Below are 14673 nucleotides of genomic sequence, written 5' to 3'. Positions count from 1 at the left end.
TCGGGTGCTGCTGTCCGGCGCGATCAGTGCATCCGGCCTAGTGGCCGATGGCGATGCCCTTCGTCGCGGTCCCTGTGAGGTTGTCGTACACGACGTCCCCGGTGGACTTCTGCCAGATCCGGATGCGGAAGGTGTCCGGTCCGTCGGTCGCGGTGATGAGGAAGGCGTAGCCGCTCTTGCCGTTGACCGAGCCGGAGCCCTGGTACACGGCCTTGGAGCCCGTCACCACCAGCCAGTCGGAGGACGTGGAGCGCAGTCGTACGCCCACCTTGGACTTGCCGCCCGCCGCGAAGTCGAAGGACGCCGTGCCCGTCGGGACCGTCGCCCCCTTCTTGTAGAAGGCGCCGAAGGAGAAGCCCGCCTTGCCGGTCAGTGCCGGGTCGGCCGGGTAGGCGCCCGCCCGGGACGGGATCACGCCGATGCCCGTCGCGCGGCCGGCGGGGTTGTACACGACCAGCTCGGGGAGCTGGACCGTGTCCGAGGCCCCGTCGTCGTCCGTGACCGTGACCGTCGGGCGGAAGATGCCCGCCGTGAGGTAGGCGTGGGTCGCCTCGCAGAGGCCGCCGGTGACCCTGCCGGGCGTCGGGGTGGTGCCGTCCTTCCAGTCGATGGCGCAGGTGTGGGTGTCGGAGCGGCCCGGGTCGGTGAACTTCACCGTGAGGGCGGCCGGGGTGCGCTTGCCCGCCGGTACCGGGGTCTTGGGGCCCTGGGCCGAGGTGATCGACGGGGGTGCGTTGGTGACCGTCACCGTCAGGGTGTCGGTGCTGCGGCCTCCGGTCAGGGTGACCTCGTACGTGCCGTTGTCCGTGCAGGTGAGGGATGCCGGGATGGCCGTCCTGTTCGAGATCGTGCAGGGGGTTGTCGCCCCGACGCTCCAACTCGGGGTGCCTGCCCCGGAGATGGTGCCCGTGAGCGGGATCGCGCTGCCCTCCTGGCCCGTTGTGTCCGCTCCCGCGTGGACGATCGTCACCGGGTCGATGCTCGACAGAGTCGGGACGACCTTCTTGATCAGACCGTCGGCGTCGAACTCCAGCTTGTCGATGGTCGTTTCGCGGTGCATGCCGTCGCCGCCGGGGATCGCGAAGCGGTGGTAGGCGATGTACCAGTCGTCGGTGTTCGGGACGTTGACCACCGAGTGGTGGCCGGGGCCCTTGATGCCGAGCGAGAGGTCCTTCTCCAGGATCACGCCCTGCTTGGTCCAGGGGCCGGTGGGCGAGGGGCCGGTGGCGTAGGCGACCTGGTAGTTCTCGTCACGTGTGTCGTTCTCCGACCACATGAAGTAGTAGGTGCCCTTGCGCTTGATGACGAAGGAGCCCTCGTTGTAGTTGCTCGGCGTGATGTTGGTGACCTTCGAGGCGTCGAAGGAGACCATGTCGTCGCCCAGCGGGACCACGTAGGCGCGGCCGTTGCCCCAGTAGAGGTAGGACGTGCCGTCGTCGTCGGTGAAGACCGCCGGGTCGATCATCTGGCCCGTGTAGTCACCGGCCTTCAGCAGCGGCTTGCCGAGCGCGTCCTTGAACGGGCCGGTGGGCGAGTCGGAGACCGCGACACCGATGTTCGCGTCGGCGCAGAAGTAGAAGTAGTACTTGCCGTCCCTCTCCTCCATCGCCGGCGCCCAGGCGCGGCTGTCGGCCCAGGAGACGTCGGGACCGAGGTCCAGGATGACGCCGTGGTCGGTCCAGTGGACCAGGTCCTTGGAGGAGTACGCCTTGAACTGCGTACCGCTCCAGCCCTCGAAGCCGTCGGTGGTCGGGTAGATGTAGAAGGTGTCGCCGAAGCGGACGATGTTCGGGTCCGCGTTCAGGCCCGGCAGCACCGGGCTCTTCATCTCCACGGCCGACACCGTCCAGGTGCGCTTCTTGCCGTCGGAGCCGCTGACCTCGTACGTGACCGGCTTGGTGAAGTCGCGCAGCGTGCCGGAGGCGGGGCTGATGCTCGCGCCGTGGGCCAGGGTGAACTCCGGTGCCAGGGCGGTGACATCACTGCCCGGGGTGAGCGGCAGGACGATCCTGCTGTCCTTGTCGGTGATGATCGCGTCGGTCTTCAGCGCCGGGTGGGTCGCCGCGGCGATGCCGGTGGTGTTGCCGCTGATCTCCAGGACCTCGGCGGGCGTCAGGGCCCGGTTGTAGATCCGGAAGTCGTCGACCTCGCCGCCGAAGTACGGGTCCGGCGAGTACAGGGACTTGCCGATGTAGCCGGAGTAGTCCTTCGCGGAGTCGTACAGCTCGGACGGCTTGACGGTGACACCGCTGACGCGGGCCGCCTCGGCGCCGTCGACATAGAGGATCGCCGTCTCGGTCTCGCCGTTCAGCGTGACGGTGAGGTGCTTCCACTGACCGGCGGTGAGCTGCGAGCCGCCGATCATCTGCTTCTCCCCGGACCAAGTCGCCCTGGTGATCGCGGAGAACAGCTTCCCGCCGCCGTTGGACGGCGTGGCGAACAGGTACTTGTTGCTGTCGGGGCCGAGGCCGAACAGCCACTGGAAGTTGTCGCCGCCCTTCCACTTCACGTACGTGGAGACGGTGACGCTGGTGGTGTCCTTCAGGACCCCGCCCGGGATCTTGACGTACGGCGAGCTGGAGCTGCTGTTGCCGCCGGACATCTTGAAGGAGCCGCCCTCGACTCCCGTACCGAAGTCGGGAGTTCGGACGTAGGTGCCGTGGTAGCCGTGGCCGCTGGAGTCGCGGGCGATGCTGCCGCCGGTCTCGTCGAAGTCGTAGTGCAGGAGCAGGTCGGCCGGGACGTCCGGGCCCTCGGCGGAGACCGTGACCTCGGCGGTGACCCCGATCGCGGAGTCGCCCGCCAGATCGCCCTGCACGGTGAAGGTGCCGGCCTGCGCGTACTGCGACTCGGCCACGGCCTTCCAGGTGACGGCGACGGGCCGCTTCACACCGTCCGCGGACTCGGCGATGACGGTGGCGGGCAGGACCGGGGCGTCACCGATGCGCGTCTCGACCTTGACGTCCTCGGCGCTCGTGATGATCTGGTCCGGCTGGTAGGTCTTCAGGAGCCGGTCGTACTCGGACTGGGTGACCGGAAGTACCGTGCCGTGGCGGGGCTTTGACGGCAGGTCGTAGCCGGTGGACGGGGTCCAGACGCCGGAGTCCAGGTCCGTCGTCTCGAAGGGGATGTAGCCGCGACCGCCGAACTCGTCGAGGAACGCGTACCACTTCTCCTCGGTGTTCGACTTGAACACCAACGGACCCTCGGCCGCGCTCATCACGCCCTTGCCGATGCCCTCGGCGACGGCGGTCCAGGAGAGGTTCTTCAGCGAGTCGCTCTTCTCCTCGAAGATGAACTTGCTGTTGGGCGTGGAGGAGCTGTTGTTCCGCTCGTCCTTGGACAGGCGGTAGTACTCGCCGTCGTGCTGGACGACCGTGGAGTCGATGACCGAGTAGCCGCGGTCGACCCAGACCTTGGGCTCGCTGAAGGTGTAGAAGTCACGGGTCGTCGCGTACATCATGCGGTTGTACGTGTCGCCGGAGTGGTCGGCGGTGGTGTACAGCTTCGACGCCCAGAAGACCACGTACTCGCCGAGCTTCTCGTCGTAGTACGCCTCGGGGGCCCAGGTGTTGCCTGCCGAGTCCGGGGAGACCTTCACCAGGCGCTGGTTGGTCCAGTTCACCAGGTCCGTGGACTCCCACACCATGATGGACTTGCTGCCGGTGCGCTGGGAGGCGTCCCAGTCGCCGTTGCCGTAGATCCGCAGGTCGGTGGCGATCTGGTAGAACTTGTCGCCCTCGGGGGAGCGGATGATGAACGGGTCGCGCAGGCCCTTCTCGCCGAGCGTGGAGGTCAGGACGGGCTTGCCGTCGTTCAACTCCCGCCACTTCAGCGGGTCGTTGCCCTTGCTGAGGGCCGCGTAGAGCTGTTCGCCGTCCGAGGTGCCCTCGCCGGTGAAGTAGCTGAACATGTAGCCCTTGAGGGCTTCCTTCGCGGGGAGTTCGGGGACCTCGGCGGTCAGCGTGCGGGTCGTGGTGGCCGTGCCCTTGGTGACGGTCGCGGTCAGGTCGACCGTCGTACCGCCGTCGCCGTGCGCGGGGCGGTGGACCACGCCGTCGGCCGTGATGACGTCCGGGTTCGCCGAGGACCAGGCAACCGCCGTGCCGTAGACGCCCGTTGAGGGGAGCGTGAGGTTCCCCCGTACGTCGTCGATGTTCGGGACGGTGAGTGCCTCGGCGGCCTTCTGGGTGGCCGTCGTGTCGTCGAAGGTGGCCGGGACCGTGACGTCGAAGGTCTTGGTGTCGCTCACCGGGCCCTTCTTGAGGGTCGCCGTGAGCGTCACGTGGCCGTCGGGCCGGCCGGCGGCCGGGCGGGTCACGGCGCCGGTCGCCGACACCACCGAGGCGTTGTCGGTCGCCCAGGTGATGGCGGAACCGCCCGCCGGGCCCGCACTCGGCAGGGTCAGATCGGCGATCACCGCGCTCGTGTCGCCCAGTGTCAGGGCCGACTTGTCGGCGGCGACGCCCTGTGTGGCGACGGGGAGGGAGAGTTCCTCGACCTCGGTGTTCGCCAGTGCCCGGTCGTAGACCCGGAAGTCGCGGATGTTGCCCTTGAAGAGGTTGTCGCCGGGATAGACAGACTTGCCTATGTAGTTGGCGGTGGTCGTGCCCGAGCCGATGGAGCCGGGGGTGAGGGTGATCGCGGTGTTGCGGCCGACCTCCACGCCGTCCTCGTAGAGCACGCCCGTGTTGCCGGTCTGGGTGTAGGTGATCTGCTTCCACACCGCGCGCTGGAGGTTGGTGCCCGCGGACCGGGTCGTCTGCTCCGTCGACCAGTTGCCGCTGGCGATGGAGGTCCGGAAGGAGTTGCCCGTGGTGAACAGGTAGCCGTTGCCGGCCGAGCCGCTGGTGTTGCCGAAGCCGTAGATGAAGTACGGGTTGGACTGGGCGGTGTCGACCTTCACGTCCATCGAGACGGTGATCGAGTTCAGCCCGCTCATGATGTTGTCCGGCACCTTGATGTAGGTGTCGGAACCGTTGAAGGCGAGCCCCTCACCGGAGTTGGACCAGCCGGCCGTGCCGTTCACCGTGCCGGTACGGCCGTTGCCCGAGGCGTCGGCGACCGCGGTGCCGGAGGCCGCGTCGAGCTTGTACCAGAGGGCCAGACCGTCGGTGATGTCGGCCGCGGCTGCCTGGGCGGGGGCGGACAGCGCCAACGGCCCGGCGAGGCCGAGGAGAAGCGAAGCGGCGGTCAGTCCGGCGAGCCGTTCCGACCAGCGTCTGGTACGGCCGCGCGATCTCGGGAGGTGCATCGTTTCGGCTTCCTCTGCTCAGGCACGGGGGAGGTGACGGAGGGGCGCAGATTTCGTCTGTGTGTCCTCGCGTTGCGAGAGTGTCAATCGCTGCGACCAGGGGCGTCAAGACTTTTCGAACGACGTTCGGCAGGTCGGACAACTTGTTTTAACGCGCCGGACGTCAACCGGAACCGAAGCTGTCACAAGCGTTGACGTGTGCACCTCGCGTACCTATGTTCTGGTCGAAGTTACGTACATAGTCCGGGATTTCGAACAACGTGAACAATGTGGCCATAAGAAGGGGACCTGTTGTGTTCCGTACCCGTCACTGGTTGACCCTCCTGGCAGCGCTTCTCGCGCTGCTCGTGCCCGTCGTGGGCATTCAGCCCGCCGTCGCGGCCGAGGGGCGCCCGTACACGAACCCGGTCAAGTCGCAGAAGGGCGCCGACCCCTGGCTCGAGTACTACAACGGCAACTACTACCTGGTCACCACGTCCTTCACCGGCGTCCTGACCATGCGCAAGTCACCGACCCTGGCCGGTCTTTCGACGGCTCCCAGCGTGCAGGTCTGGAGCGACACCACCTCGACCCGCAACAACAACTTCTGGGCGCCCGAGCTGCACTTCTTCGACGGCCACTGGTATCTGTACTACTCCGGCGCGCCGAGCGGGGCCGCCTGTTGCGACCAGCAGCGGACGTACGTCGTGGAGAGTGCCGGCACCGACCCGATGGGTCCGTACACCTTCAAGAACCAGCTCACCGGGTCCAACCTCGACCCGGGCGGCTGGCTCATCGACGCCACCGTGCTGAAGTACAACAGCAAGCTCTACCTGGTCGGCAGCGGTGCCATCGGCGGCAGCAAGCAGAGCCTCGTCATCGCGCCGATGACCAACCCGTACACCATCAGCGGCTCCACCTTCAGCCTGATCTCCCAGCCGACGCTGGCCTGGGAGACCTCTGGGGCGCCCGTCAACGAGGGGCCCGAGCCGCTCTACCACGACGGCCGGACGTTCCTCACCTTCTCCGCGAGCTACTGCCAGACCGCCGACTACAAGCTCGGTCAGCTCGAACTCACCGGCACCGACCCGCTGTTGGCATCGTCCTGGACGAAGAAGCAGACGCCCGTCTTCCAGCGCAACGACGCCGCCGGGGTCTACGGGCCGGGCCACAACGGGTTCTTCACCTCGCCGGACGGCACCGAGAACTGGATCGTCTACCACGCCAACAACTCGGCCTCGGGCGGCTGCGGCAACGGCCGGACCACCCGCGCCCAGAAGTTCACCTGGAACGCCGACGGCACGCCGAACTTCGGCACCCCGGTCGCGCTCGGCACCACGCTTCCCGGCCCGGCGGGTGAGACCGCGGTGACCCCGACCGCGTACACGCTGGTGAATCGCAACAGCGGCAAGTGCCTCGACGTGGAGGGCGGGAACACCGCCGACGGCACCAACATCTTCCAGTGGACGTGCAACGGCGGCGCCAACCAGAAGTGGCGCATCGAGGACCAGGCCAACGACACCAGCCGGCTGGTCAACGTCGCCACCGGCAAGGTGATGGACACCGCTGACTGCGCCACCGCCGACGGCACGGATCTGCGCCAGTGGTCCTGGCTGAACAACAACTGCCAGAAGTTCAGGCTGGTTTACACGGCCACCGGTGACTACGTGCGCATCGTGAACGAGTCCACCGGCAAGGTCGCCGACGTCGCCGACTGCTCCGGCGCGAACGGCGCCGACGTACGCCAGTGGACCTGGCTGAACAACAACTGCCAGCAGTGGCAGATCAGGCCCACCACGTGAGCCGGCAGTAGTCCCCATGTGGCTGTGGCCCGACCGCAACTCCGGTCGGGCCACAGCCATGTGAGGAGACGTCAGCTCGTGGGCTCGGTCACCTTCGTGTCCGTCTTGCCGTCGACGGCCGCCGACAGCTGCGGGACCAGCCGCTCCAGCATGTACGGCAGGCTCAGCACCGACACGAACGACACGGAGTTGCCGTAGTCGCTGCTCTCCTTGACGAAGACCTCACGGTCCTCCTTGGCCACCTTCAGGTCCGCGTACAGGGCGTCCTTGCGCAGCGTCGCCTTGTCCTTGGTGGTGTCGGCGACGATCCACACGATCGCGTCCGTGTTCAGGAGGTCGGTGCGCTCCTTGCTGATGTTCGCGCCGAACTCGTCACCGATCACCTTGTCCAGGTCGGTGGGCAGCTTGAAACCGAGGTTCGTGAGGACGCGCGAGCGCGGGTCCTGGCTGCCGAAGACGAAGATGCCCTCGTACGGGGTCGCCATCAGGCCGGTCTTGCCGGCGAACTCGGGGTGCTCGGAGGCAGCCGTCTTGAAGTCGGTCTCGACGCCGGTGACCAGCTCCTTCGCCTTGGCCTCCTGGCCGAGCGCCTTGCCGATGATCTCGGTCTGGTCCTGCCACGGCACACCGAAGTCGTTGTACTCCTTCGGCTGGGCCACCACCGGGGCGAACTTCGACAGCGTGTCGTACTGCGCCTTCGTCAGACCGCTGTAGACCGCGAGGATCAGGTCGGGCCTGAGCGCGGCGATCTTCTCCGCCGACGGGCCCGTGCCGGTGTCCTTGAGGACGGTCGGCACCGCCGCGCTGCCCAGCTTGTCCGCGGCCCACGGGCCGATGGCGCCCTTGTAGCCGCCCAGCCACTCGGTCGTACCGACCGGCACCTTGCCCAGCGCGAGCACGGCGTCCTGGTCGGTCAGACCGACCGTGACGATCCGCTTCGGCTCGGACTCGATGGTGGTGCTGCCGTACTTGTGCGTCAGGGTCACCGGGAACGCGGAGCTGGTCGACGCGGTGGCCTCGGAGCCCGCCGTGTCTGAGGAGTCGTCGTCGGAACCGCAGGCGGTGGCGGTACCGAAGAGGAGCAGTACGGAGGTGAGCGCCGCGGCGAGCCGAGTGCCTCTGGGAGAGCCGAGCATCAGTGGTCCTTCATGGTGGTGGTGTCGGTGCTGGGACGGGGCGTGGGGGGCTTCTCGGCTGTGGAACGGGTGCCGGACCAGGCCTGCCACAGGGAGGCGTAGGTGCCGGCTGCCGCGCACAGCTCGTCATGGGTTCCGCTCTCCACGATCCGGCCGCCGTCCATGACGACGATCCGGTCCGCGTCCGCGGCCTGGGTGAGGCGGTGGGCGACCACGAGGGCCGTACGGTCCTCGATCGCCCGGTCGGCTGCCTTCTCCAGCAGCCGCGCTCCGGTACTGCCGGCCTCGGCCGTCGCCTCGTCCAGCACGGCGACCGGCGGATCCGCCAGCACCAGCCGGGCCAGGGCGAGTTGCTGCACCTGGGCGGCGGTGAGCCGGTGCCCGCCCTCGCCGACGACGGTGTCCAGGCCCTCGGGCAGCGCCGACACCCAGTCCAGCGCGTCCACTTCGGTCAGGGCCGAGCGCAGTGACTCGTCCGTCGCGTCGGCGCGCGCGAGCCGCAGATCGTCGGCGAGCGGGCCCGCGAAGACGTGCGTCTCCTGGGTGACCAGGGCAACTCGCAAGCTGTCGGCGCTCGTTGACGCACCGGTGAGGTGGACCGTGCCGGAGGTCGGCTCGTGCACCCCCGCGATGAGCTTGGCGAGCGTCGTCTTGCCCGCGCCGCTCGGCCCGACCAGCGCGACGCGCTCCCCGGCGGCGAGCGTGAGATGCACGTCCCGAAGGACGGGACGCCCCGGTACGTACTCGTGGTGCACGCCGGTCACGGTGACCGTGCCGGGCTCCCGGTGCTGCGCGGTGGGCGCCGGGGGAGTGGCCTCGGGGGCCGGTACGTCCGCGACGCCGACCAGCCGGGCCAGCGCCGCCGTCGCCGACTGGGCGTCGTCGAGCAGGGCCAGGGCCTGGTTGACCGGACCGAAGAGGCTGTGGAAGTAGAGCGCGGCTGCCGTCGCCGTACCGATGGACACGGAGTCGGCGCGAACCAGCAGGAACCCGGTGACCAGGACGGCAGCCAGACCGGTGTACTCGGCGATGTGCAGCCGGTTGTAGAAGCCCAGCACCAGCCGCACGCCCCGCATCGTCAGCGCGACGGCGGCGGACGACCGTCGGGTCACCGACTCGGTGTGCGGCTCCTCCAGCCGGAACGCCCGTACGGTCCCGGCGCCCGCGATCGTGTCCAGGAGCTGCTGCTGCTGGGACCCCATGGCGATGCGCTGCTCGGCGTACAGGGGCACCGCGTTGCGTACGTACCACCGCGCGGTCCCCGCCTGGATGGGCACCGCGAGCAGTGCGGCCAGCAGGAAGCGCCAGTCCAGTGCGGCCAGCGCGGCGAAGGTCAGCACGATGGCGAGCAGGGAACGGGCCAGCTCGGGCAGTGCGTTGCGCACCGCCTCGCCGACCACGGAGACATCCCGGGTGACGCGGGCGTTGAGGTCGCCGGAGCCGGCCTTCTCCACCTGCTCCAGGGGCAGTTGCAGCGCCCGCTCGACGAACCGCTCGCGCAGCTGGGCCAGTACGGTCTCGCCGAGCCGGGACACCAGGGACAGCCCGAGTGTGGTGGTGCCGCCCTGGGCGACGGCCACCAGGACCAGGAGGACGACGGGCAGGGTGAGTTCGTCCGGCGGGCGGTGGTCGGCGACCAGGTCCACCATGCGGCCGAGCAGCGGCTGGACGAGCAGTCCGACACCGGTCGCCGCGACCATCACGGCGAACGCGCCGATGGCGAGCCCGCGGTGTGGGCGGACCAGTTCGCCGACGGCGGCACGGGTGCGCCGGGGCGTCGCCGTGGGCAGCAACTCCCGTGTCGTGCCGGGGAGTTCGTGGTCGGTCATGACAGCACCGCCGCTCGGTAGGTCTCGTGACGGTGTATCAGATCGGCGTGCGGGGCCGTTTCGGTCACCCGTCCGTCCTCCAGCAGGACGACCCGGTCGGTGACCGACAGCAGTGCGGGACTCGTGGTCACCAGCACCGTCGTACGGCCCTTGCGGATCTCCCGGACTCCGGTGGCGATGCCCGCCTCGGTCACCGTGTCGACGGCGGTCGTCGGATCGTGGACCACCAGGACGGGCCGCTCGGCCGCCAACGCCCTGGCCAGCGCGACGCGTTGACGCTGCCCGCCGGAGAGGGAACGGCCCTGCTCACTGACCGCCGTGTCCTCGCCGTCAGGGAGGGTCTGCGCGACCTGGGCCACCCCGGCCGCCGTCATCGCCGGTTCCGGGTCGGCCCCGTCGGGAGCGGCCGCCGTGACGTTGCTGCGGACGGTGCCCTCGAAGAGGTCAGCGTCGTGCTCGGCCACCAGCAGCGCGGTGCGCAGCTCGGCCGGGTCCAGGTCCCGCAGGGGGATGCCGTCCAGCTCGACGGTGCCCGTCTCCGGGTCGGAGCGACGGGCCAGACAGCGCAGCAGGTCGGTGGCGTGCGCGGGGTCGGTCGCGACCACGCCGAGCAGCTCGCCCGGCGCGATGTCGAGGTCGAGGCCCCGGAGTCCGCCGAGGCTGACGCCGGTGAGGCGGACCGCGCCGCGCACCGGCTCGGCCAGGGCCGCGGTGCCCGGGGTGATGGTGTGCGGTGCGGCCAGCACCTCCGCGATCCGGGTCGCCGAGGCGCGGCCCTGGGCCAGCTCGGCGTTGACCCACGCGAGGACTTCCAACGGGCCGAGGAGGAAGAGGGCGAGTCCGACCGCCGACACCAACTGGCCGAGACTGATGTCCCCTTGGGCCGCGAGTCGGCCGCCGACCAGGGCGACGGCGGCGATGAGGCAACCCGTGAGGGTGAGCACCATGCCGCTCTGGAAGGCCTGCGCGCGGGCCGCCTTCAGGGTGGCCTGGAGGGAGTCGCGGCTGGTCGTGCGGTAGCGGGCCAGGGCGGTCGACTCGCCGCCGATGCCCTTGAGGACACGCAGACCTGCCACCAGATCGGCGGCGACCGCCGACGCGTGCGCGGCCCGCTCCTGCTCGGCCTCGCTGCGCGACTCCAGCGGCTTGCTCAGCAGATGGCCCAGCCACAGCAGCACCGGAGTGCCGAGCAGCACGACCAGGCCGAGCGTGACGGACGTACGCAGCAGGACGACCGCGCTGACGAGGACGCCGGCGAGGGCCGAAATCCCGGCCATGGCGGCCATGTTGACGGCGCCGACTCGTTTGGCGTCCTCGGTGGCGATGTTGGCGAGGGCGCCGGGCAGCCGGCCCTCCTCCGCGCCGCCCCCGGGGGCCAGGACCCGGCGTACGAGGGAGATGCGGAGGGTGTGCTCGGCCTGGGCGGCGGCCCGGTCGGCGGACCAGGCGCTGAAGCGCCAGCTCAGCGCGAGACCGACGTAGACGACGGCGAGGACGACGAGCCAGCTCACCAGGGAGCCGGTGTCGGAGTCCGTGACGGCGCGGTCGATGACCAGACCGATCAGGACCGGCACCATGGCCTCGCCCAACTGGTGGCCGGAGCCGAGCAGCGAGCCGACGGCGACATCGCGCCGCTGCCCTCTGACGGTCTGTCGCAGGACGTCCCGCCCCGACAGCTGTGAAGGACTACTCACCCGTAACCCCTCTGGGATCGGACGACGGTTTGGGCCGGTAAGGCCTGCCTAAGTGCGTGTACGTGCACTTGGGCAGGCCTAAAACTTAGGTGAGGCTACTCTAAGTTGAAGATGGTTGCCCAGCGCTCGCGCCCGCGTCGACCGTGCGACGGTCGAGCAGGGAGTCGAGGATCTCTCCCGAGCGAACGGCGGTCGTCGACAGCAGCGTCGAGGTGAGACCGTGCGTGTGCTCGGTCGCGCCCTGGAGGTAGATGCCGGCGGTGACTTCGGGCGCCGCCTCGACCCGGTGGTCGCGGCCGACCCGGACGGCGTCGTTGTCGTCGCGCAGGCAGAGTTTCGCCGCTCTGCCCAGCAGGGTGTCGAGGTCCCGGGGCCGGTATCCGGTGGCGTGCACGAGCACGTCGCAGGAGAGCACCTCCCGTTCCCCGGTGGGGAGATACTCGACGGTGACGTCCAGCCGGTCGTCGAGCTGCTCGACGTCCCGGATGCGGGAGACGTTGCGCATCCGCAGCCGCTCGTTGCCCTGGACCTTCTCGCGGTACATCGTGGCGTACAGCGACTCGATCAGGTCCATGTCCACCACCGAGTAGTTGGTGCTTCGGTGGTAGTCGTACAGCGACTGCTTAACCTCCGGCCGGGACCGGAAGTAGACGTCCACCGCCTCCGGGTCGAAGATCCGGTTGGCGAACGGGCTGTCGTCCGCGGGCGTGTAGCCGTATTTGGCGAACACCGCGCAGACCTCGGTGTCGGGGAAGGAGCGGTGCAGGAAGTCGACCGCCTCGGCGCCGCTCTGGCCCGCGCCGAGGACGAGAATGCGGTCCACGGAGGCACCCGTACCGCTCAACTCGCGGGTGCGCGGGACCAGTTCGCTGTTGTGCCAGATGCGGTCGGACAGCGCGGTGCCGGGCGGCACATGCGGTTCGAGACCGACGGCCACCGAGATGTTGCGGGCCCGGCGGACCACCGTACGCTCCGGCCGGCCGGGTACGCGGCTGACGACGTCGAACCAGCGGACCTCGCCGCCCTCGGTCAGCACAGGCTCGACGGACACGACCTCCGCGTCGTACGTGACCTGGTCCGCGACCCGGCCCGCCGCCCACTCGAAGTACTCGTGGAACTCGATCCGCAGCGGGAAGAGCGTCTTCGCGTTGAGGAAGTCCACCAGCCGGCCACGGTCCCGCAGGAAGCACAGGAAGCTGAAGTCGCTGGTCGGGTTGCGCATGGTGACCAGGTCCTTGAGAAAGGACACCTGCATGGTCGCGTCGTCGATGAGCATGCCGCGGTGCCAGCCGAACCGTGGCTGGCGCTCCAGAAACTCGGCGCGAATGCGCTCCTCAGGCGCGGCTTGTGCGTTGTGTTCCGCGATGGCTATGGCCAGCGCCAGATTTGACGGGCCGAAGCCGATACCGAGCACGTCATGGATGGCGTCCGGTTCGTCGTGCAGTGCGTTCACCGCAACTTCCCTTCCCCTAGGCGCACTGATGTTAAATAAGGTTAGCCTTACCTTGCAATGGTGTGTCCTACGGAAGGATCGACTATGCGGGTCGTCATGTTCGGCTATCAGACCTGGGGGCACCGCACGCTCCAGGCCCTGCTGGACTCCGATCACGAGGTGGTCATGGCGGTCACCCACCCCAAGAGCGACCACGTATACGAAAAAATCTGGGACGACTCGGTGGCCGACCTCGCCGAGAAGCACGGCATTCCCGTGTTGCTGCGCAACCGCCCGGACGACCCCGAACTCCTGGGCGCCTTGCGGGAGTTGGGGCCGGACCTGATCGTCGCCAACAACTGGCGCACGGTGCTGCCCCCCGAGATCTTCGACCTCCCGGCACACGGCACGCTCAACATCCACGACTCCCTCCTCCCGGCGTACGCGGGCTTCTCCCCGCTGATCTGGGCGCTCATCAACGGCGAACGGGAGGTCGGAGTCACCGCCCATCGCATGAACGCGGAGCTGGACGCCGGTGACGTGCTGCTTCAGCGCGCGATCCCGGTCGGCGCGCGCGATACGGTGACTGATCTCTTCCACCGCACTGTGGACTTGATCACACCGGTGGTCCACGAGTCCCTCGCACTCATCGCATCGGGCCGCGCGGAGTGGATCCCGCAGGACCGCAGCAGGGCGAGCTTCTTCCACAAGCGGTCGCTGGAGGACAGCCGCATCGACTGGAGCTGGCCGGCGGAGGCGATTGAGCGCCTGATCCGTGCTCAGTCGGACCCGTACCCGAACGCGTTCACCCACCACAAGGGTCAGCGGATACGCATAGTCGAGGCCGCGGTCTCGGAGGGCTGTTACGGCGGCACCCCCGGCCGCATCTTCATCCGCGAGGGCGACGGCATCGTGGTGGTCGCGGGCGCGGAGGCGCGGAACGGGCGGCTGCGGGGCCTGTTGGTGAAGCGGGTCCGGACGGAGGACGGGTCGGAGATCGCGGCGACGGAGTACTTCCGGACGATGGGCGGGTACCTGACGGCGCGTCCCTGACGTTTCTCGCCCCCGCCGCCCCTACCCGTTCCCATCCCTGGGGGCTGCGCCCCCAGACCCCCGCTGTCGGCCTGAACGGCCTCGTCCTCAAACGCCGGACGGGCTGAGATACCTGGGCCTGGGCTGAAAGATCAAGCATCGGCCGGCACCACATCCAGCCCGTCCGGCGTTTGAGGACGAGCGCGTTCAGCGCGATACGGGGGTTCGGGGGCAGCGCCCCGAGGATGGGACGGGTAGGGGCGGCGGGGGCGAGGAAAAACCACCGATCCCCGTGATGGCGGCGCATCGGGATCACCATCGGCGTATCGCTGACCGGACCGGGCGGTGATGCGCCGCCTGGGCGTGACCCACGATCCGGCCAAGGACTTCGACGACCCGACCGTCCCGGAGGGACCGCCGCGGCGGAACGTGGTGTCCGGGGTTCGGGCCGACGCCTGGGTGCAGGGGCACTGCGGAGGCGTCACCGGCAAGTGGCAATATCTGGCTGCGGAAAG

General features: G+C 69.0%; 7 protein-coding genes. 2 read left to right on the top strand and 5 right to left on the bottom strand.

From position 1 onward, the window contains the following. Positions 1-37: 37 nt before the first annotated feature. The gene (locus OG787_RS05300; RefSeq protein ID WP_405534426.1) at positions 38-5254 is read right to left on the bottom strand and encodes a family 43 glycosylhydrolase; all 5217 of its coding nucleotides are present in this window, start codon (positions 5252-5254) and stop codon (positions 38-40) included. A 293-nt stretch (positions 5255-5547) separates the two neighbouring features. Between OG787_RS05300 and OG787_RS05295 the strand changes: the two genes are divergently transcribed. Then, complete coding sequence (locus OG787_RS05295; RefSeq protein ID WP_405534425.1) at positions 5548-7035, top strand: family 43 glycosylhydrolase; 1488 nt, start codon at positions 5548-5550, stop codon at positions 7033-7035. A gap of 71 nt (positions 7036-7106) precedes the next feature. On the opposite strand, the gene OG787_RS05290 is transcribed toward OG787_RS05295, so the two are convergent. From OG787_RS05290 to OG787_RS05275, 4 genes are all read right to left on the bottom strand, one after another. Next, positions 7107-8171 carry an iron-siderophore ABC transporter substrate-binding protein gene (locus OG787_RS05290; protein WP_369030909.1) on the bottom strand — a complete coding sequence of 355 codons (1065 nt, stop codon included), beginning with the start codon at positions 8169-8171 and terminating at the stop codon, positions 7107-7109. Beyond that, positions 8171-10000, bottom strand: a complete 1830-nt coding sequence (locus OG787_RS05285) for an ABC transporter ATP-binding protein (protein ID WP_405534424.1) — start codon at positions 9998-10000, stop codon at positions 8171-8173. Before OG787_RS05285 ends, OG787_RS05290 begins: the two co-directional genes overlap by 1 nt. After that, positions 9997-11694 (bottom strand): ABC transporter ATP-binding protein, encoded by a 1698-nt coding sequence (locus tag OG787_RS05280; RefSeq protein WP_405534423.1) that lies wholly within the window; start codon positions 11692-11694, stop codon positions 9997-9999. The genes OG787_RS05285 and OG787_RS05280 overlap by 4 nt, the downstream gene beginning before the upstream one ends. A 100-nt stretch (positions 11695-11794) precedes the next feature. Further along, positions 11795-13147 carry a lysine N(6)-hydroxylase/L-ornithine N(5)-oxygenase family protein gene (locus OG787_RS05275; protein ID WP_405534422.1) on the bottom strand — a complete coding sequence of 451 codons (1353 nt, stop codon included), beginning with the start codon at positions 13145-13147 and terminating at the stop codon, positions 11795-11797. Positions 13148-13231: 84 nt separating this feature from the next. Between OG787_RS05275 and OG787_RS05270 the strand changes: the two genes are divergently transcribed. Continuing rightward, on the top strand, positions 13232-14179 hold the full coding sequence (locus OG787_RS05270) for a methionyl-tRNA formyltransferase (RefSeq protein WP_405534421.1): 948 nt from the start codon (positions 13232-13234) through the stop codon (positions 14177-14179). The last annotated feature ends 494 nt before the right edge of the window (positions 14180-14673 follow it).

The organism is Streptomyces sp. NBC_00075, assembly GCF_045041225.1.
Taxonomy (GTDB): Bacteria; Actinomycetota; Actinomycetes; order Streptomycetales; family Streptomycetaceae; genus Streptomyces; species Streptomyces adonidis.
Note: the sequence above shows the minus strand (reverse complement) of the source record. Positions and strands in the feature narration are given on the sequence as shown.

What these genes read in the sequence shown, in the direction of transcription:
- OG787_RS05290 (WP_369030909.1), bottom strand. Translation starts at nt 8,171, where the DNA reads ATGCTCGGCTCTCCCAGAGGCACTCGGCTCGCCGCGGCGCTCACCTCC.
- OG787_RS05270 (WP_405534421.1), top strand. Translation starts at nt 13,232, where the DNA reads ATGCGGGTCGTCATGTTCGGCTATCAGACCTGGGGGCACCGCACGCTC.
- OG787_RS05285 (WP_405534424.1), bottom strand. Translation starts at nt 10,000, where the DNA reads ATGACCGACCACGAACTCCCCGGCACGACACGGGAGTTGCTGCCCACG.
- OG787_RS05300 (WP_405534426.1), bottom strand. Translation starts at nt 5,254, where the DNA reads ATGCACCTCCCGAGATCGCGCGGCCGTACCAGACGCTGGTCGGAACGG.